Source organism: Pseudomonas helmanticensis, from assembly GCF_900182985.1.
Lineage (GTDB): Bacteria > Pseudomonadota > Gammaproteobacteria > Pseudomonadales > Pseudomonadaceae > Aquipseudomonas > Aquipseudomonas helmanticensis.
The window spans coordinates 981,347-999,888 of sequence record NZ_FXUY01000001.1 but is presented as its reverse complement, the minus strand read 5'-3'; the positions used below and the strand labels follow the sequence as shown (position 1 = coordinate 999,888).

At 59.8% G+C, this 18,542-nt stretch carries 17 protein-coding genes and 1 pseudogene; 7 read left to right on the top strand and 11 right to left on the bottom strand.

The annotated features are described in order from the left end of the window. The first annotated feature begins 30 nt into the window (after positions 1-30). From QOL84_RS04605 to QOL84_RS04590, 4 genes are all read left to right on the top strand, one after another. Positions 31-1,446, top strand: a complete 1,416-nt coding sequence (locus QOL84_RS04605) for a sigma-54 interaction domain-containing protein (RefSeq protein WP_283436361.1) — start codon at positions 31-33, stop codon at positions 1,444-1,446. A gap of 286 nt (positions 1,447-1,732) precedes the next feature. After that, positions 1,733-3,124: a GntP family permease gene (locus tag QOL84_RS04600; RefSeq protein WP_283436360.1), complete on the top strand. Its 1,392-nt coding sequence runs from the start codon at positions 1,733-1,735 to the stop codon at positions 3,122-3,124. A gap of 7 nt (positions 3,125-3,131) precedes the next feature. Continuing rightward, positions 3,132-3,905, top strand: a complete 774-nt coding sequence (hbdH, locus tag QOL84_RS04595; protein ID WP_283436359.1) for a 3-hydroxybutyrate dehydrogenase — start codon at positions 3,132-3,134, stop codon at positions 3,903-3,905. 137 nt (positions 3,906-4,042) lie between these two features. After that, the gene (locus QOL84_RS04590; RefSeq protein ID WP_283436358.1) at positions 4,043-5,998 is read left to right on the top strand and encodes an acetoacetate--CoA ligase; all 1,956 of its coding nucleotides are present in this window, start codon (positions 4,043-4,045) and stop codon (positions 5,996-5,998) included. 6 nt (positions 5,999-6,004) lie between these two features. On the opposite strand, the gene QOL84_RS04585 is transcribed toward QOL84_RS04590, so the two are convergent. Next, a complete protein-coding gene (locus tag QOL84_RS04585; protein ID WP_283436357.1) occupies positions 6,005-7,111 on the bottom strand; it encodes a PilT/PilU family type 4a pilus ATPase in 1,107 nt (368 codons plus the stop codon). 130 nt (positions 7,112-7,241) lie between these two features. On the opposite strand from QOL84_RS04585, the gene QOL84_RS04580 reads away from it, so the two are divergent. Both QOL84_RS04580 and QOL84_RS04575 read left to right on the top strand, forming a co-directional pair. After that, the gene (locus tag QOL84_RS04580; protein WP_283436356.1) at positions 7,242-9,779 is read left to right on the top strand and encodes a PAS domain-containing hybrid sensor histidine kinase/response regulator; all 2,538 of its coding nucleotides are present in this window, start codon (positions 7,242-7,244) and stop codon (positions 9,777-9,779) included. A gap of 51 nt (positions 9,780-9,830) precedes the next feature. Further along, positions 9,831-10,106, top strand: a complete 276-nt coding sequence (locus QOL84_RS04575; RefSeq protein ID WP_007912322.1) for a peptidylprolyl isomerase — start codon at positions 9,831-9,833, stop codon at positions 10,104-10,106. 131 nt (positions 10,107-10,237) lie between these two features. Here QOL84_RS04575 and QOL84_RS04570 read toward each other — a convergent pair whose 3' ends face one another. The 10 genes and pseudogenes from QOL84_RS04570 to QOL84_RS04525 form a co-directional block, all read right to left on the bottom strand. Continuing rightward, positions 10,238-11,182: a sugar kinase gene (locus QOL84_RS04570; protein WP_283436355.1), complete on the bottom strand. Its 945-nt coding sequence runs from the start codon at positions 11,180-11,182 to the stop codon at positions 10,238-10,240. 86 nt (positions 11,183-11,268) lie between these two features. Continuing rightward, entirely contained in the window at positions 11,269-12,483 is a 1,215-nt protein-coding gene (locus QOL84_RS04565) for an amino acid deaminase (RefSeq protein WP_283436354.1), read from the bottom strand. 39 nt (positions 12,484-12,522) lie between these two features. Further along, a complete protein-coding gene (locus QOL84_RS04560) occupies positions 12,523-13,287 on the bottom strand; it encodes an IclR family transcriptional regulator (RefSeq protein WP_129396138.1) in 765 nt (254 codons plus the stop codon). Positions 13,288-13,513: 226 nt separating this feature from the next. After that, positions 13,514-13,903 carry a RidA family protein gene (locus tag QOL84_RS04555; protein WP_007912330.1) on the bottom strand — a complete coding sequence of 130 codons (390 nt, stop codon included), beginning with the start codon at positions 13,901-13,903 and terminating at the stop codon, positions 13,514-13,516. A gap of 31 nt (positions 13,904-13,934) precedes the next feature. Beyond that, positions 13,935-14,732, bottom strand: a complete 798-nt coding sequence (locus tag QOL84_RS04550; protein WP_283436353.1) for an amino acid ABC transporter ATP-binding protein — start codon at positions 14,730-14,732, stop codon at positions 13,935-13,937. Then, the gene (locus tag QOL84_RS04545) at positions 14,729-15,391 is read right to left on the bottom strand and encodes an amino acid ABC transporter permease (RefSeq protein ID WP_129394116.1); all 663 of its coding nucleotides are present in this window, start codon (positions 15,389-15,391) and stop codon (positions 14,729-14,731) included. Before QOL84_RS04545 ends, QOL84_RS04550 begins: the two co-directional genes overlap by 4 nt. A 9-nt stretch (positions 15,392-15,400) precedes the next feature. Then, positions 15,401-16,063 (bottom strand): amino acid ABC transporter permease, encoded by a 663-nt coding sequence (locus tag QOL84_RS04540; protein WP_129394118.1) that lies wholly within the window; start codon positions 16,061-16,063, stop codon positions 15,401-15,403. Positions 16,064-16,114: 51 nt separating this feature from the next. After that, positions 16,115-16,966: a transporter substrate-binding protein gene (locus tag QOL84_RS04535; protein WP_283436352.1), complete on the bottom strand. Its 852-nt coding sequence runs from the start codon at positions 16,964-16,966 to the stop codon at positions 16,115-16,117. 282 nt (positions 16,967-17,248) lie between these two features. Then, positions 17,249-17,518 (bottom strand): annotated as a pseudogene (locus tag QOL84_RS04530) (type II toxin-antitoxin system RelE family toxin); the annotation flags it as partial. Continuing rightward, positions 17,508-17,756, bottom strand: a complete 249-nt coding sequence (locus tag QOL84_RS04525) for a type II toxin-antitoxin system Phd/YefM family antitoxin (protein WP_283436351.1) — start codon at positions 17,754-17,756, stop codon at positions 17,508-17,510. The gene QOL84_RS04525 and the pseudogene QOL84_RS04530, both read right to left, overlap by 11 nt. Before the next feature lie 247 nt (positions 17,757-18,003). On the opposite strand from QOL84_RS04525, the gene QOL84_RS04520 reads away from it, so the two are divergent. Next, entirely contained in the window at positions 18,004-18,435 is a 432-nt protein-coding gene (locus tag QOL84_RS04520; protein ID WP_283436350.1) for a thioredoxin domain-containing protein, read from the top strand. Positions 18,436-18,542 lie beyond the last annotated feature (107 nt).

Here is an 18,542-nt window from a genome sequence, read left to right as displayed (position 1 = left end):
AAACAACCCGAATTCCGGACCTGCCTGCACATGAACACCACCGAAAGCCTCAAGGACTACCAACGGGTGCGTACCCTGGCGATCCGCTCGCTGTTCGAGATCATCGAGCAATCGAGCGAAGGCACGGTGATTGTCGATCGTGACGCCAATATCGTCTGGATGAACGAGCGTTATGCCCGGCGCTTCGGTCTCGAGTCCGCTGCCGGGGCGATCGGCAAACCCTGCGAAAGCGTGATCCCCGGCAGCCTGCTGCGTGACGTGGTGCGCACCGGACGGCCGATTCTGCTGGACATGCAGGACACGCCGAAAGAGCCGCTGGTGGTGATGCGCCTGCCGATCCACGACGATGCCGGCAGCGTCATCGGCGCGATTGGTTTTGCTCTGTTCGATGAATTGCGCACCCTGTCGCCGATGCTCAAGCGCTACCTGAGCATGCAGGAAGAACTGGCCTCGACCCGTTCACTGCTGCGCGCCCGCCAGACCAAATACAACTTCGCGCACTTCATCGGCACCAGTGCGGCCAGCCTCGAAGTCAAACGGCGGGCGCGGCGCAGTGCCAGCGCCGATTCGCCGGTTTTGCTGCTCGGAGAAACCGGCACTGGCAAGGAGTTGCTCGCGCAAGCGATCCACAGCGCTTCGCCACGGGCGCACAAAGCCTTCGTCAGCATCAACAGCGCGGCGATTCCCGAGGCATTGCTGGAAGCGGAGTTCTTCGGCACCGCACCGGGCGCGTTTACCGGCGCCGACCGCAAGGGCCGCACCGGCAAACTGCAGATTGCTCAGGGCGGTACGTTGTTTCTCGACGAGATCGGCGACATGCCGCTGCCGCTGCAAAGCAAACTGTTGCGCGTACTGCAGGAAAAAGAGTTCGAACCGGTCGGCTCCAACGAAGTGATCCAGAGCGATGTACGCGTGATTGCTGCGACGTCGACTGATCTGCAAGCCGCGATTAAACGCGGCGAATTCCGCGCTGACCTGTATTACCGCCTCAACGTGCTACCGATCCAGGTGCCGCCGTTGCGCGAGCGCCTCGACGATCTGCCGGCGCTCAGCGAAGCGATCCTCGAAGAACTGCGCAGCCAGCACGAGTTGCACCGCGACGCGCTGGCATTGCTCGGCCAGCATGCCTGGCCGGGGAACATCCGCGAGTTGCGCAATGTACTGGAACGGGCGGCATTGCTCAGCGATGACCTGATGCTGACCGAGAGCGATCTTCGCGCGGCGATCGGCACATTGACTCAGGTTGAGCGGACCTCTACGCCGGTGATTGCAGCGGCGCCAGTGGAAACCTATGCACAGGCGCGAGAGCGCTTTGATCGGCAGTTGATCCAGTCGACGCTGGCGCAGTGCGCGGGGAAAGTGCCGGAAGCGGCGGTGAGGTTGGGGCTTGGGCGGTCGACGCTGTATAAGAAAATGGTTGCGTTGGGGATTGCTGAGTCTCAATAACGAGACCTGATCTCTGATTTGAGATTGAGCATTTCAGGATCAAAAGATCGCAGCCTTCGGCAGCTCCTACAGGGCTTCACACACCCCAATGTAGGAGCTGCCGAAGGCTGCGATCTTTTGATCTGAAGCCACAGTCTCAAAACGGAGACAGATCATCAAAACAACCTTCACAAAAATCTATCTAAACTCATATAAATCAGCACGTTAAGCTTCTGGCACAAATCTCGCTATAGCCTCCCCCACACCCGTTTCAACCACAAAAATAACAACTCTGGAGAGACACACCATGAGTGTGATCATTGCCTTGGCAGCCCTCGCGCTGCTGATGCTGGCGGCCTACCGTGGCTACAGCGTTATTCTCTTTGCTCCGATCGCCGCCCTCGGCGCCGTGCTGCTGACCGATCCTTCTGCCGTCGCCCCCGCCTTCACCGGGGTGTTCATGGAGAAAATGGTCGGCTTCATCAAATTGTATTTCCCGGTATTCCTGCTCGGTGCGGTGTTCGGCAAGCTCATTGAGCTGTCGGGGTTCTCGCGCTCGATTGTTGCGGCGGCCATTCGTCTGCTCGGCACCAAACAGGCGATGCTGGTAATCGTGCTGGTTTGCGCCCTGCTCACCTACGGTGGCGTGTCGCTGTTTGTCGTGGTGTTTGCGGTGTATCCGTTTGCCGCCGAGATGTTCTGCCAGAGCAATATTCCCAAGCGCCTGATCCCGGCGACCATCGCCCTCGGTGCGTTTTCGTTCACCATGGATGCCCTGCCCGGCACTCCGCAGATCCAGAACATCATCCCCAGCACATTCTTCAACACCACCGCCTGGGCGGCGCCGTGGCTGGGTGTGATCGGCACGATTTTCGTCTTCTGCACTGGCATGCTGTTCCTGCAACGCCAGCGCAACAAGGCGCAGCGTGCTGGCGAAGGCTACGGAACCGAACTGCGCAACGAGCCGGAAACCGCTGAAGATCTCAAGCTGCCGAACCCGTGGATCGCCCTTTCGCCGTTGCTGGCGGTGGGCATCATGAACCTGCTGTTCACCCAGTGGATTGCGCAGTGGTACGGCAAGACCCACAGCCTCGCGTTGCCGGGCATGGCCACGCCGGTCACCACCGAAATCGCCAAACTCACAGCGATCTGGGCGGTGCAGGCAGCGCTGTTGATCGGCATCCTCATGGTGCTGGTGTTTGGCTTCAAGGCGATTCGCAGCAAATTGGCCGAAGGCAGCAAAAGTGCGGTCAGCGGTGCGTTGCTGGCGGCAATGAACACGGCCTCGGAATATGGTTTCGGGGCGGTCATCGCTTCGCTGCCGGGCTTTCTGGTACTGGCTGACTGGCTCAAGCAAATCCCCAATCCACTGGTCAACGAAGCGATCACCGTGACGCTGCTGGCCGGCATCACCGGTTCGGCATCGGGCGGCATGAGCATTGCGCTGGCGGCGATGTCCGAGCAGTTCATCAGCGCCGCGCACGCCGCGAACATTCCATTGGAAGTGCTGCACCGTGTCGCGGCGATGGCCAGTGGCGGCATGGATACCCTGCCGCATAACGGCGCGGTTATTACTCTGCTCGCGGTCACCGGCCTGACCCACCGCGAAGCCTATAAAGACATTTTCTGTATTACGCTGATCAAGACCCTCGCGGTTTTCGTAGTGATCGGCACTTTCTACGCCACTGGCATTGTGTGAGGTATTCATGACCACTCTTTCCGGCAAGACCGCACTGGTTACCGGCTCCACCAGCGGCATCGGCCTGGGTATCGCATTGAGTCTGGCCAAGGCTGGTGCCAACCTGATCCTCAACGGTTTTGGCGACGCGTCGAGCGTCATCGCCGAAGTCGGCCAGTTCGGCGGCAAGGTCGGCCATCATCCGGCCGATGTCAGCGACCCGGCGCAGATTGCCGAGATGATCGCCTACGCGGAGCGCGAGTTCGGCGGCGTCGATATTCTGGTCAATAACGCCGGCATTCAGCATGTCGCCGCCGTCGAAGAGTTTCCGGTCGAGCGCTGGGATTCGATCATTGCGATCAACCTGTCGTCGGTGTTTCACAGCACGCGCTTGAGCCTGCCGGGTATGCGCGCAAAAGGTTGGGGGCGGATCATCAACATTGCCTCCGTGCACGGTCAGGTCGGTTCGACCGGCAAGGCTGCGTATGTCGCGGCCAAACACGGGGTGATCGGTTTGACCAAAGTGGTCGGCCTGGAAACCGCGACCAGCAATGTCACGTGCAACGCGATCTGCCCGGGCTGGGTGTTGACGCCGCTGGTGCAGAAGCAGATCGATGATCGCGCCGCCAAGGGTATCGATCCGCAGCAGGCGCAGCATGACCTGCTGGCTGAGAAGCAGCCGTCGCTGGAGTTCGTCACGCCGCAGCATTTGGGCGAGTTGGTGTTGTTTCTGTGCAGTGAGGCGGGTAGCCAGGTACGGGGCGCGGCGTGGAACATTGACGGTGGGTGGTTGGCGCAGTAGTCCATTGAGAGACCGCGTTATCGTTCATCGCGGGCAAGCCACGCACCCACAGGTACAGGGTGATATCAAGACCTGCTGACAACCTGTGGAGTGTGGCTGCCCGTGTCTGGATCTGAAGCTAAAACAAGAGGCACACAATGTCCGACATCCTCTGGCAACCCGACGCCAACCGCATCGCCCACTCGCGCATGGACACGTTCCGGCGCGCGGTCAATCAGCGTCATGCGCTGAAGCTCGACGACTACCCTGCCCTGCACCAATGGAGCATCGAGCAGCGTGCGCAATTCTGGCAGGACATCGTCGATTTCTTCGACATCCGCTTTCACACTCAACCTGATGCGGTATTGCGTGAAGGCGCACAAATGCCCAGCGCCGAATGGTTTCCCGGCGCCACCTTGAACTTCGCTGAACACCTGCTGCGCCGGCGTGACGATGCCGTGGCAGTCATTTCTGTGGCAGAAAACGGTCAGCGCGAACAACTGAGCTGGGCCGAGTTGGCCGAACACGTCGCCGGCTTCCAAGCCAGTTTGCAGGCTTGCGGCGTCAGCCTCGGCGATCGAGTGGCCGCGTGCATGCCGAATACCTGGCAGACACTGGTGGCCATGCTGGCGACCACCAGCCTCGGCGCGATCTGGTCGTGTTCTTCGCCGGATTTTGGCACGCATGGCGTCATCGACCGTTTCGGTCAGATCGAGCCGAAGGTGCTGATCACCTGCGCCGGCTATCGCTATGCCGGCAAGGAGATCGACCAGACCAGCAAGCTCAATGAAATTCTCCAACGCCTGCCAACGCTGCAGCAGTTGATCGTCGTGCCTTACGCCCGCCCGCAGGCGCACATCGCGGATTACCGGACGCGCGCCGAAGTGACGCTGTGGGATGACTTTTATCAACCCGGCGGCGATCCGGATTTCGTCCCGGTGGCGTTCAATCATCCGCTTTACGTGCTGTATTCGAGTGGTACCACCGGCGTGCCGAAATGCATCGTTCACAGCACCGGCGGCGTGCTGTTGCAACACGTCAAGGAGCACGGCCTGCATTGCGATCTTGGCCCCGGCGAGCGGTTGTTCTACTACACCACGTGTGGCTGGATGATGTGGAACTGGCTGGTGTCGGCCCTCGCGGTCGGCAGCGCGATCGTGCTGTACGACGGCTCGCCGTTCTACCCGGATCACCAACGCCTGCTCGATCTGATCGACGATGAACGCATCAGCGTGTTCGGCACCAGTCCGAAGTATCTCGCAACCCTGGAAAGCCACGGCAGCAAACCGCGCGACAGCCATGATCTGCGCAGCCTGAAAACCCTGCTGTGCACCGGTTCGGCGCTGTCGCCGCAAAGTTATGACTTCGTCTACCGCGACGTCAAAGCCGACGTGTGCCTGGCGTCGATGTCCGGTGGCACCGATATCGTCTCGTGTTTCGTCAATGGCAATCCGCTGTCAGCGGTGCGTCGTGGCGAAATCATGGGCAAAAGCCTGGGCATGGCCGTTGAAGTCTGGAACGACGCCGGCCAACCGGTGATTGGCGAGAAAGGTGAACTGGTCTGCACCCGGCATTTCCCGGCGATGCCGATCGGTCTGTGGAATGACCCCGATGGCAGCAAACTGCAGCAATCCTATTTCAGCCTGTTTCCCGGGGTCTGGGCGCAGGGCGATTACGCCGAACAATTGCATCACGGCAGCATGATGATCCACGGCCGCTCGGATGCCGTGCTCAACCCCGGCGGCGTGCGCATCGGCACCGCAGAGATCTATCGTCAGGTCGACAAAGTCCCGCAAGTGCTGGACAGCGTGGCCATCGGTCAGCAATGGCAGGATGACGTGCGCGTGGTGTTGTTCGTGCGCCTGGCAGACGGCGTAACCCTCGACGAAGCCTTGCAACAGCAGATTCGTCAGGTCATCCGCGCCAACACCACGCCCCGGCATGTGCCGGCGAAGATTGTCGCGGTCAGCGACATTCCGCGCACGATCAGCGGCAAAGTCGTCGAACTGGCGGTACGTAATGTGGTGCACGGCGAGAAGGTCAAGAACACCGACGCGCTGGCCAATCCCGAGGCGCTGGAACAGTTTCGCCAGCGTGCCGAACTCAACGACTGAGTCCACTCAATCCATCAGGCCCCACTCACCCGAGGTGGGTGGCGCCGGGGCGGCATCGGCCTGCAATTTCAAGCGCAGGCGCAGGTTGTTCACCGAGTCGGCATGCTTGAGCGCCTCGTCTTCGCTGATCGCGCCCTCCAGCACCAACGCGTGCAGCGCGCCGTCGAACGTCTGCATGCCGAGCTCGGTGGATTTTTCCATGATGCCCTTGAGTTCGCCCAACTCATTGCGCCGGATCAGGTCGCCGATGGTCGGTGTGCCCAGCATCACCTCGACGGCAGCCCGCCGCTGGCCATCCAGCGTGCGCACCAGGCGTTGGGAGACAAAGGCTTTGAGGTTGTTGCCCAAGGCGTGCAACAACTGCGGCCGGCGCTCCTCGGCAAACAGGTTGATGATTCGCTCGAGCGCCTGATTGGCGTTGTTCGCGTGCAGGGTCGACAGCACCAGATGACCGGTTTCGGCAAATGCCAGTGCATGCTCCATGGTGTCGCGGTCACGGATTTCACCGATCAGCACCACGTCCGGCGCCTGACGCAGGGTGTTTTTAAGTGCTGCATGAAAACTGCGCGTGTCGACACCGACTTCACGCTGGTTGATGATCGACCGCTGGTGCCGGTGGATGTACTCGATCGGGTCTTCAATGGTCACGATATGCCCGCTGCTGTGACGATTGCGATGATCGATCAGCGCCGCCAGCGACGTCGACTTGCCGGAATCGGTGGCGCCGACGAACAGGATCAGCCCCTGCTTGAGCATCACCGCATCGAGCAGCACCGGCGGCAGCTTGAGTTCCTCAAAACGAGGAATGTCGAGTTTGACATTGCGGATTACAATCGACACGTCATTGCGCTGTTTGAACAGGTTGACCCGAAAACGTCCGATGCCGGCGCGCGAGATCGCCAGGTTCATTTCCAGATCGCGGTCGAACTCCTGGCGCTGCTCGGCGTCCATCAGTGAATTGGCGATGATCGCGACCTCACCGGGTTTGAACGGCTGCTCACTCAGCGGCGTCAGTACTCCCTGGAAACGCGCACTGGGCGGCGCTCCCGTGGACAAGAACAGGTCCGAGCCGTGCTGCCCGGCAAAACGTGTTAACAGTGCATCGATTTCCATGGCCACAAGCACCCGCGAAGCTTCCTGAATTCAGACATGCCCTGCTGCCGTGACGCAGCAGTACATTGAGCGTCTACCGTCCTGAAGGATAGTAGACGCCGCTTAACGAACGACACGCAGGACAGACGTGATGAATGCCGTACCCACCCACGACGATGCGCAGGCGCTGATCGCCCGCACCGATTGGAGCCGTAGCCCGCTGGGCGATGCCAGTGCCTGGCCACAAAGCCTGCGCACCGCGGTGGACATCGTGCTGCACTCGCCAATGCCGATGCTGTTGCTCTGGGGCCCGCAGCTCACGCAGATCTACAACAACGGCTTCGCCATGCTCGCCGGCAACAAGCATCCGCACGCTTTCGGACAACCGGCACACCTTGTATGGCCTGAACTTCGAGACTTTACCGACCCGATATACAGCGCCGTCCTACAAGGTCAGGTGCGCACCTACAGCGAGCGACGCTTTACCCTGCAACGTGAAGGGCAAGAATCCGACTTCTGGCTGGACTTGACCTACAGCCCGATCCGCGATGAAACCGCGCAAGTGGCCGGCATTCTGGTCACCGCCATCGAAACCAATGAACGGCGACGGATCGCCCTCGAACTGAAACAACGTTCGGAAGACAGCCTCAAGGCCCAGCGCGAATCCGAGGAACGCCTGCAATTGGCGCTGGCCGCCACTGACGCAGTCGGCACTTGGGATTGGGACATCGGCGAAGACCGTTTCATCGCTGATGCGCACTTCGCGCAGTTGCACGGTGTCGATCCGGCACTCGCCGATCAGTTGCCAATCAGCGACTATCTGCAAGGCGTGCACCCTGAAGACCGCGCGATGATCGCGCGCAGCATCAAACACTGCATCACCCACGGCACCGAGTACGCCGAGGAGTATCGCCTGCTGAGGCCCGATGGTGAGTTGCGCTGGGTATTTGCCCGAGGCCGCTGCTACAAGGATCATCATGGCCGGCCAGTGCGCTTTCTTGGCGCCGCGCTGGACCTGACCGAGCGCAAACACACCGAGCAGGCGTTGCGCCAGAGCCAGACGGAATTGCAGCTGATCATCAACGCGATGCCGATCCTGATCAGCTATGTCGACCGCGAAGAACGCTTCCGGCTGAACAACGCAGCCTATCTGGACTGGTACGGCCTGACCCCGCAAGAACTCTATGGTCGAACCATTCGCGACGTCATCGGCGAGGAAGCCTACTTCCTGCGCGCGCCGTACATTGCCGAAGCGCTGGCCGGCAGATCCTGTTCGTTCAGCCTGTACACCACGCACCGCGACGGCAGCAATCGTCACGCCTTGATGAACTACTTGCCGCGCCACGGCGCGGACGGCGCGGTCAATGGTTTCTACATCTTCGTGATCGATGAAACCGAGCGCAAGAAAACCGAAGAAGCCCTGCGCAACCTCAATGAAACCCTCGAAGAACGGGTCAGCGCCCGCACCGAGCAACTGGCGCAGGCCAATCAGCGTTTGCAGAACGAAATGTTCGAACGCGAACGCGCCGAGGATGCCTTGCGCCATGCGCAAAAAATGGAAGCGGTCGGCCAACTTACCGGCGGCATCGCCCATGACTTCAACAACATGCTCACCGGAATCATCGGCAGCCTCGATTTGATGCAGCGCTACATTGCCGATGGCCGCGCCGACGAGATCGGCCGCTTTACCGAAGCGGCGGTGTCCTCGGCCAATCGTGCCGCGGCCCTGACCCACCGTCTGCTGGCGTTTTCACGACGCCAGTCGCTGGATCGCAAGCAGCTCAACGTCAATGAACTGATTCATTCCCTGGAAGATCTGATCCGCCGGACCAAGGGCGATCCGATCGAACTGAAGTTGCGTCTGGCCGCTGACCTCTGGCCGGTCAGCACCGACGTCAGCCAGTTGGAAAACGCCCTGCTCAACCTGGTGATCAATGCGCGTGACGCGATGCCTGAGGGCGGTGAGCTGTTGATCGAAACCGCCAACGTCTACCTTGATGGCAGCGACATCACCACGCTGGAGCCGGTCAAGGCTGGTGATTACCTGATGCTCGCGGTCAGCGATAACGGCACGGGCATGACGCCGTCGGTCAGGGCCAAGGCCTTCGATCCGTTCTTCACCACCAAACCGATCGGTCAGGGCACCGGCCTTGGCTTGTCGATGATTTACGGATTTGCCCAGCAATCGGGTGGGCATGTGAGCCTCGACAGTCTGCCGGGGCAAGGCACTTGCGTGCGCCTGTACTTGCCGCGCCTGCATAGCCTGGAGCGGGAGCAACCGGCCGTTGCTCCGGTCCGGCAGCCAGTGCCGTCGGCGACCGGTGAAACCGTGATGGTGGTCGAGGACGATCCGGCGGTGCGCATGCTGGTGCTCGACCTGCTCCGGGAATTGGGATATCAGGCCTTTGAAGCCGTAGACGCAAAAAGCGCTTTGCCGCTATTGGAGTCGGATCTGCGCGTCGACCTGCTGGTCACGGATGTCGGTCTGCCGGGCATGAATGGCCGGCAACTGGCGGAGATCGCCCGCCAGCATCGCCCAGGCCTGAAAATATTGTTCATGACCGGTTACGCGCAGAAGGCTGCCGAACGTCAGGGCTTTCTCGAAGACGGCATGGACATGGTCGCCAAACCGTTTGCGATTGAGCTGCTGGCGAACAAGATCCGCACGATGATCAGTCAAAAGCCGTGACTTGAGGCATAATCCGCGCCCCGCCGTCACCCCGTTATCAGGTACCGCAAGATGAAAGCCCAAGCCCGCCACATTCTGGTGAAAACCGCCGAAGAGGCCGAACAGCTCAAACAGCGCATCGCCAAGGGTGAAGCGTTCGATGTCCTCGCCAAGAAATTTTCGACCTGCCCGTCCGGCAAACGCGGCGGCGATCTGGGTGAAGTGCGGCCGGGGCAGATGGTCGGCGCGATTGATGCGGTGATTTTCAAAAAACCGCTGCGCACCGTGCATGGGCCGATCAAGAGCAAGTTCGGTTACCACCTGGTGCAAGTGTTCTACCGCGACTGACAACTCCATGTAGGAGCTGCCGCAGGCTCGGGCCGCGATCGGACGATCTGTTGATCCTGTTGTTAAAAATCAGGATCAACATCAACAGATCGTCCGATCGCGGCCCGAGCCTTCGGCAGCTCCTACATGGGTTATTGCTTCGCTTGTTTGGGGATCAGGGCGCCGGGGACCTGGATCACTTGGCTGGCCAATTGATGCCCGGCCTCGGCAGCTTCGACCGGGCTGCCGCCGAGTAAACGACTGGCCAGATACGCGGCACTGAACGAATCCCCCGCCGCCGTTGTGTCGACAACCTTCGCAACCTTCTGCGCCGGCACCTCAAACGTCTGTCCATCACAACGAATCAGACACGCCTCGGCGCCACGCTTGAGGACCACTTCCGGCGTGCCGATCTGCGCATACGCCTCGAACACGGCAGCGTCATCGACATAACCGAACAATGCCTGCTCGTCATCGACCGTCAGCAACGCCAGATCGACATACGGCAAGACACTGCGATAAGCCGCCTGCGCGTCTTCCCGTGAGGCCCACAGACGTGGCCGGTAGTTGTTGTCGAAGACGATGCGGGCGTCACGTTGCCGGGCTTCGATCAGCGTCTGGATCAATTTCTCGCGACCGAACGCACCCAGCACCGCGAGGGTGATGCCGCTGAAATACAGCACGTCATAGTCGGGCAATGCCGCCAGAATCGGCTCGGCGGCCGGTGTGGTGAAGCAATCGCGCACCGCCGCTTCGTTGCGCCAGTAAAGGAAACGCCGCTCGCCATTGGCGTCGGTCTGAATGCAATACAGGCCGGGCAAGCGTCCGGGCAGGCGCTGCACCCGTTCGAGGCCGATGCCTTCGCTGGTCCAGATCGCGCACATGGCATCGCTGAAACTGTCATCGCCCAACGCGGTGACGTAATCGACCTGCGCCTTGTCGCCCATGGCGCGCGACAGGTAAACCGCCGTGTTGAGCGTGTCGCCGCCGAAGCTCTGTTGCAGGCTGCCGTCGGCGCGCTGCTGGAGTTCGATCATGCATTCGCCGATCAGGGCGATGCGCGGGGTGTTCGGGCCCAAGGGGCTGAGGGTGTTCATCTTGTGGTGTCTCTGTTGATTCGCAGGTGTCTGATCAGGCCTCATCGCTGGCAAGCCAGCGATTAGCCGCGATGCGGTCTGAAGGCTTAGAAACAGGTTTCCATGCTTTCGATCACCGACAACTGCTCATCCACCAGCAAGCCCACTCGCCACTTGTCAAACGTCAGGCACGGGTGCGAAGTCCCAAAGGAAATGATGTCGCCAACCCGCAATTCAACGCCCGGCGCCACGCTCATGAACGCATGCTGATCCATCACCGCCGTCACCTTGCAGGCACCGACATCGTCGCCCACCGCCGGCACCACACCCGCCTTGTAGCGCAACAACGGCACCGGCAAGCCAGCGTCGTAAGCGACATCACGCTTACCCAGTGCAATCACCGCAAAGCCCGCTTCCGGCAGCGACTGCACATGCGCCCAGATTTCCAGCGCCGGGCGTAAACCTTCGTGCAGATCACTGCGGCGGTCGAGCACGCAGCACTGCGCTTCTTTATAGATGCCGTGGTCGTGCGCCACATAACTGCCCGGACGCAACACGCTGAGGAACCGCCCGCCGGCGTTCTGCGCTTCGAACGATTCGGCAATCAGGTCGTACCACGCCGAGCCCGACGCGGTAATGATCGGCTTGCCGATGGCAAACGCGCCGCTGTCCTGCAACTGCACCGCCAGACGCACCAGCGACGCAGCAAACTGCCGAATCCCGCTGACCGCGTGATCGCCGTGAATCACCCCTTCGTAACCTTCGATACCGGTCAGGGCCAGCGCCGGCTGTGCGTTGATCGCCTTGGCCAATTCGATGACTTCCTCCTCGCTGCGGCAACCGCAACGGCCACCGACCACGCCGTACTCGATCATCACGTTCAGCTTCACCCCACGTGAAGCGAAGAACGCCCCGAGATCGGCGACGTTGTCCGGGTGATCGACCATGCAATAGAAATCGAAAGACGGATCAGCCAGCAGATCGGCAATCAACGCCATGTTCGGCGTGCCGACCAGTTGATTGGCCATCAGCACCCGACGCACGCCGTGGGCATAGGCCGCCCGGGTCTGCGTGGCGCTGGCCAGAGTGATGCCCCACGCGCCGGCGTCGAGCTGACGCTTGAACAGCGCCGGGGTCATGCTGGTTTTGCCGTGAGGCGCAAGTTGTGCGCCGCTGTCACTGACAAACTTCTGCATCCAGCGGATGTTGTGCTCCAGCGCTTCGCGATGCAGCACCAGCGCCGGCAGGCTGACGTCGCGCGCCAGGTGCGCGCCGATGGCAGCTTCGCCTTTTTCCCCGGCAGTATTGATGGCAGTCGTCATGGTCGAACTCCTCACTTTCGCGGCCGCAGGCAGCCGCGGTTATTCGTTGATGCGCCGGGCGAGGCTATTGGCGCTCTCGATCAGCACCCGGCGATAGTCGTTGTAATTGTTCTTCGCATCGGCCCGTGGAGCGACGATGCACAGGGTGCAAATGGCCACGCCGTTACGGTCTTTGACCGGGGCGGCGAAGCAATGGGTAAAGGTGTCGGCGACGCTGTCGAAGGAGAAAAATCCGTCGATGCCGGCCTGACGGATTTCCGCCAGGAAGCGCTCCAGCGGCAGGCGTTCGCCGTCGGGCAGGATGTAATCGCCTTCGTCGATCAGGTCGATGATCTGTTGATCGCTCAAGTGCGCCAGCAGCAAGCGCCCGGAAGCGGTCCACGGAATCGGCGCGTTTTCACCGATATCAGAGGAAATGCGGAAATGCCGCTCGCCCTCCTTCATCAACGCCACCGTGTATTTGCGCCCGTTGAGCAGGCACATTTGCGCGGTTTCATGGGTCTGGCTGACGATTTCCTGCAAGGCGTGATCGGCCTCGCGACTGAGGTCGAAATGACGCAAATGCGCCTGACCGAGGAAGTACAACTGGCGCCCCAGATAGACATGACCGTCCTTGCCCACCGGCTCGAGAATCCGTCGTTCCAGCAACGAGGCAACCAGTTCGTAGACCGTGGATTTCGGGCTGCCGATGCCGTTGGCGATATCGTTCGGACGCAACGGCTGGCCGATCTCCTTGAGGAAATCGAGAATATCGAACGCCCGGTCCAGACCGCGTGCCCGGCGCTTGATGGTGTCTTCGGTCATTTCATTGGTTCCCATTCAAAGTCGCCGGATGGTAACTGGCCCGTGAGGTTGTGTCAGTTGGATTGCTGCCCTCACCCCCCGCCCTCTCCCAGAGGGAGAGGGAGCCTGACTGTATCGATGCACATGTTGTGATCAGCCGCCAAAACCTGCATCGATGCAGATCAGTCCCCTCTCCCTTGGGAGAGGGTTAGGGTGAGGGGCTGCGGCCTAAGCTACGCAGCAATTTTCAAGCCTTTTTCTTGTACGCGATGCAGTCGATCTCGACCTTGCAGTCGACCATCATGCTCGCCTGCACACAGGCCCGCGCCGGTGCGTGTTCCGGTTTGAAGTACTCACCAAACACTTTGTTGAAACTGCTGAAATCCCGTGGATCGTCCAGCCACACGCCGGCACGCACGACATCTTCCAGGCCATAACCGGCCTCTTCGAGAATCGCGATCAGGTTCTTCATGGTCTGGTGGGTCTGCTCGACGATGCCGCCAACGATAATCTCGCCATCAACCGCCGGCACCTGCCCGGAAACGTGCAGCCAGCCATCCGCTTCAACAGCGCGCGCGAAGGGACGTGGCTGGCCGCCAGCGGCGGTGCTGCCGGTGCCGTAACGAGTAATGCTCATGGGTATTTCTCCTGATTACAAAAGTGAAAAGTCAGAACCGCGTGCTTTTCAGAAACTCAGCCAGACGCGGCGATTGCGGGCGTTCGAACAAGTCCTTGGGAGGCCCCTGCTCTTCGATCCGCCCCTGATTCATGAAAACGATCTTGTCGGAAACCTCGAAGGCGAACCGCATCTCGTGGGTGACCAGCAACATGGTCATGCCGTCTTCGGCCAGACCCTTGATCACGTTGAGCACTTCGCCGACCAGCTCCGGGTCGAGCGCCGAAGTGACCTCATCGAAAAGCATCAGGCTCGGATTCATCGCGATCGCCCGGGCAATCGCCACGCGCTGTTGCTGACCACCGGACAACTGGCCGGGAAAGTGATTGCGCCGCTCCAGCAGGCCGACGCGCTCCAGCCATTTCTCGGCGAGCACTACGGCTTCGTCCTTGTGCATCTTCTTCACCTTGAGCAAGCCGAGGGTGACGTTCTGCAACGCGGTCAGATGCGGAAACAGATTGAATTGCTGGAAAGCCATGCCCGTCATCGCGCGATGCCGAGCGATGACTTTTTCCGCATGACGCACACGCTTGCCGTTGGTCTCGTCATAGCCGATGGATTCGCCGTCGAGCAGAATCTGCCCGCCCTGGAACTCTTCGAGCATGTTCACGCAACGCAGCAGCGTGGTCTTGCCCGAACCGCTGGAACCGATCAGCGTCACCACGTTGCCGCGCTGCATGCTCAGGTCGACACCTTTGAGTACTTCGACCGCGCCGTACTGTTTGTGCAGGCCACGGATATCCAGCAGGGGCTGGACGTTTTCAACGTTGGAAACTTGAGCTTCAGTCATGGCAAGGCCACCCGTTTTTCAATGTGCCGGCCGAGTAATTCGATGCCGTAGTTGATGACGAAGAACAGAAAACCGGCGAACAGGTAGAACTGCAGGGTCATGAAGTTCCGGGCGATGATCTGTTGAGTGCTGAGCAGCAATTCGGCGACGCCGATCACCGAAAGCAAAGTCGAGGCCTTAACGATTTCGGTGGACGAGTTGACCCAGGTCGGCAGGATCTGCCGCAGCGCCTGAGGCAACAGCACGTAGCCGAGGGATTGATAAAACGTCAGGCCGATGGCTTTGCCCGCTTCCATCTGCCCGCGCGGCAGCGCTTGCAACGCACCACGGACAATTTCCGCGACGTGCGAGCCGCAGAACAGTGTCAGCCCCAAGGCGCCCGCCTGAAACGCACTGATCTGCCAACCCAGCGCCGGGGCCATATAGAAGCAGGCCAGCACCAGCACAAACACCGGAGTGCCGCGAATCAGATCAACGTAAAAGCGGAACGGCGCGCGCATCCAGAACTTGCCGTAAGTCAGCACCAGACCGGCGACCACGCCAACCATCGTGCCGAGCAGAATCGCCAGGGCCGACACTTGCACGCTGGTCAGGAAACCCTGCCACAGCGGCTCGCGCGCGACCCACAATTCATGTAACCAACTGGGAGATTCGTACATCGCAGGCTCCTATCGGCGAATTGCCAGACGCTGCTCGAGGTAACGCAGCAGCAAGGCGATGAGGTAACAAGCCGCGACATACAGCGCCGTGGTCACTAGCCAGGTTTCGATCACCCGGTAGCTCTCGACGTTGATCTTGCGCGCGTAATAGGTCAGCTCCGGCACCGCAATCGCAGCGGCCAGCGAAGTGTCCTTGAACAGTGAAATGAAGTTGTTCGACAGCGCCGGCAGCACGTTGCGCAGCATCACCGGCACAGTGACGTAGGCCTTGACCTGCCATTCGCCGAGACCGATCGCCAGCCCGGCTTCGCGCTGACCTTTGGGAATGCTCAGCAAACCGCCACGGAACACTTCGGTCAGGTACGCGCCGGCATACAGCGACAACGTAATGATGAACGAGGGGATCTTGTCCAGACGGATCCCCAGGCTCGGCAGTGCAAAGTAGATCAACAGAATCAACACCAGAATCGGCGTGTTACGCACCACCGTGACGTACACCGAGGCCAGCACCCGCAAGGCGCGATGCTTTGAGAGCAAGGCAAACGCCATCAGCAGGCCGATCACGCAGCCGATGGCGATCGACACCAGTGCCAATTCGAGGCCCAGACCGAGCCCCGCCAGCAAGGTGTCGAAATCGCGCCACACGGCGGCAAAATTCAACTGATAGTTCATGGTCAGCAGTACCTTGAGCGGGGCGACGACAATCGCCCCACTCTCACGGGATCATTTGAATTCGACTGGGAAACCGATGGCTGGGGAAGGCAGATCTACACCGAACCATTGCTTGAAGGAGGCGGCGTAGGTCGGGAACTCGACGCCAGTCATGGCTTCATGCAGCGCGGTGTTGACGAAGTTCAGCCAGTCCTGATCGCCGCGTTTCACCGCACATGCGTAGGTTTGCGGGCTCCACGCATAGGTCGGGCTGCGGTAGCGGCCAGGGTTCTGCACCATCAGGTATTTCACCGAAGACTGATCGGTGGCGGCGGCATCGGCGCGGCCGGAGTTCACTGCCTGATACATCAGGTCAACGCTGTCGTACTGATCGACCTTGGCCTTGGGTAGTGCCTGATGCACCAGTTCTTCGGCATACACGTTTTGCAGCACCGCCACGGTCACGCCGTCGCCAGCGGCTTGCAGGTCTTCGATTTCCTTGTACTTGCTGTTGTTCGGCAACAACAGGCCAACGCCTTCGCGGTAGTACGGCAGCGTGAACGCGACTTGCTGCGCACGGCTGGCGGTCACGGTGATGAACTGGCAGCTCATGTCGACCTTGTCGGTGAGCAGGTTGGGAATTCGCGCATCGGACGACTGCACTACGAACTCGACCTTGCTCGGGTCGTTGAACAGACCTTTGGCGACGATCCGCGCGATGTCGATATCAAAACCCTGCAACTTGCCATCCGCGCCCTGGAAGTGCCACGGCGCATTGGTGCTGCCGGTGCCGACAATCAATTTGCCCCGGGCCAGCACACTGTCGAGCTTGCTGTCAGCCGCCTGGGCGGACATGCCCATGACAGCGGAAGAAGCCGCGAGAACAAAAACACACGCTTTGAACAAGGAAGGTCGGCGATGCATGGCAAGCACTCCAGGGTTGTTTTATTCCGCTATACCGGAACACGGTTTGTTACTACGGAATAGACAGCAGAAAGTGTGCCACAGGATTCGCGAGGAATCTGCACTGCAATGAAATGATTTTTGAATCAACGAGATACGTAAGATAGGCGGCGAGGTATCACCGGGCGTGGCCGCTGCCAGGCGCTACCGTTGGCAACAGAACGCGGGTAGCAGGTTCCCAATTGGGTCATTGCGCGTCGATTTGGTGCGACCTAGGTTAAGGACTGATTGTTCAACGCTTGCTGCGTTTTCATAAATATCGCCTCCCTCTCTCTTACCGATGGCTATCACTGTGACAATCAACACTTCATCCTTTACCCGGTAAACCATTCGATAACCGGCACTCCGAAGCTTGATTTTGTATGCATTGCCCAAGCCTTTGAGGCGATCCGCAGAGACATGGGGATTGAGCAGCCGCTCCGAGAGCTTTTTTTTGAACTGCTCCTTCAGACCTGAGCCCAACTTAGCCCATTCTTTCCAAGCCTTTTCTGAAAACTCCAGCTCATAGGTCATCTAATGACACCCTTATGGTCGGGTCGTTTTCTCGCTCCTTGCAAAGCGCAATCAGCTCCAGATCTTCAATGCGCGCCATCATTGCCTCGTATTCCTTTGCAGGTACGCAATAAAACGCGGGTTCATTTCGATTAAGAATCGCTACCGACCTCCCGCCACCGGCAGCCACCGTCCCCATTGGATTTTTTTTCAATTCAGAAATACTCGCGACTACATCAGAAAGAACGATATGGACCATAAGAGTGCTCTTTAAAGTGCTTTAAGTAGCGCTAAAAATAGCATCTCAAGAAGCTCACGGCTTCAATCGATTGAAGGTATCACGCGATATCCATCAGCAGTTCTGCATTACCTGTCAGCCCGCTCGCGCATTTTGGTAGGAAAAAACCCGCACCTGCCAACGACACCTGTAATTTCTGACAGTAGACCCACCCCGCGTCCTCCTTTAGCGTCATCCAACCCCCGAGGTTGTTGAAAAGGAGAGTTCAATGAGCGTCGTCATTCCGAGTGAAGATCTGGCTCCGGTCTATCGCAAGGCCCTGAAAACCTGGCGCCCGGTGATCCTGTATTTCGCCAATGAGCACTGCCCGGCGTGCGAATGGGCGGGGCCGGTATTTCGCCAAACAGCTGAGCCCTATCGGCATCGCGCCAATATCTACATGCTCGACACCAGCCAATCGCCGCGCCACCCGCTGGTCACCGGCACTCCCACGGTGCTGTTCTACAAAAACGGCAAGCTGCTGAAAAAGCTCAAAGGCATCGGCACCGAAGATACTCTCGCGCGGGATTTCGCCCTGCACATCGGCAAAACCAAAGCACCGACCTCCCCGCGCAAACCAAAGCATGATCTGAGCTGGTTGCGCCGCACTTTTCGTTCCCTGTGCACCGTCCCGCGTGCACATCGATGGAACTTTTCCTGAAAGTGCCACCTAAGAGCCATCAACCGATGGCACTTTCGTTCCAAATCATCGGTAACAAACTAGCCTGAGGCCGGATTGGACAAGCTCCCATCCGGCTGCTTTCCTTT

What these genes read in the sequence shown, in the direction of transcription:
- QOL84_RS04605 (WP_283436361.1), top strand. Translation starts at nt 31, where the DNA reads ATGAACACCACCGAAAGCCTCAAGGACTACCAACGGGTGCGTACCCTG.
- QOL84_RS04600 (WP_283436360.1), top strand. Translation starts at nt 1,733, where the DNA reads ATGAGTGTGATCATTGCCTTGGCAGCCCTCGCGCTGCTGATGCTGGCG.
- hbdH (WP_283436359.1), top strand. Translation starts at nt 3,132, where the DNA reads ATGACCACTCTTTCCGGCAAGACCGCACTGGTTACCGGCTCCACCAGC.
- QOL84_RS04590 (WP_283436358.1), top strand. Translation starts at nt 4,043, where the DNA reads ATGTCCGACATCCTCTGGCAACCCGACGCCAACCGCATCGCCCACTCG.
- QOL84_RS04585 (WP_283436357.1), bottom strand. Translation starts at nt 7,111, where the DNA reads ATGGAAATCGATGCACTGTTAACACGTTTTGCCGGGCAGCACGGCTCG.
- QOL84_RS04580 (WP_283436356.1), top strand. Translation starts at nt 7,242, where the DNA reads ATGAATGCCGTACCCACCCACGACGATGCGCAGGCGCTGATCGCCCGC.
- QOL84_RS04575 (WP_007912322.1), top strand. Translation starts at nt 9,831, where the DNA reads ATGAAAGCCCAAGCCCGCCACATTCTGGTGAAAACCGCCGAAGAGGCC.
- QOL84_RS04570 (WP_283436355.1), bottom strand. Translation starts at nt 11,182, where the DNA reads ATGAACACCCTCAGCCCCTTGGGCCCGAACACCCCGCGCATCGCCCTG.
- QOL84_RS04565 (WP_283436354.1), bottom strand. Translation starts at nt 12,483, where the DNA reads ATGACGACTGCCATCAATACTGCCGGGGAAAAAGGCGAAGCTGCCATC.
- QOL84_RS04560 (WP_129396138.1), bottom strand. Translation starts at nt 13,287, where the DNA reads ATGACCGAAGACACCATCAAGCGCCGGGCACGCGGTCTGGACCGGGCG.
- QOL84_RS04555 (WP_007912330.1), bottom strand. Translation starts at nt 13,903, where the DNA reads ATGAGCATTACTCGTTACGGCACCGGCAGCACCGCCGCTGGCGGCCAG.
- QOL84_RS04550 (WP_283436353.1), bottom strand. Translation starts at nt 14,732, where the DNA reads ATGACTGAAGCTCAAGTTTCCAACGTTGAAAACGTCCAGCCCCTGCTG.
- QOL84_RS04545 (WP_129394116.1), bottom strand. Translation starts at nt 15,391, where the DNA reads ATGTACGAATCTCCCAGTTGGTTACATGAATTGTGGGTCGCGCGCGAG.
- QOL84_RS04540 (WP_129394118.1), bottom strand. Translation starts at nt 16,063, where the DNA reads ATGAACTATCAGTTGAATTTTGCCGCCGTGTGGCGCGATTTCGACACC.
- QOL84_RS04535 (WP_283436352.1), bottom strand. Translation starts at nt 16,966, where the DNA reads ATGCATCGCCGACCTTCCTTGTTCAAAGCGTGTGTTTTTGTTCTCGCG.
- QOL84_RS04525 (WP_283436351.1), bottom strand. Translation starts at nt 17,756, where the DNA reads ATGGTCCATATCGTTCTTTCTGATGTAGTCGCGAGTATTTCTGAATTG.
- QOL84_RS04520 (WP_283436350.1), top strand. Translation starts at nt 18,004, where the DNA reads ATGAGCGTCGTCATTCCGAGTGAAGATCTGGCTCCGGTCTATCGCAAG.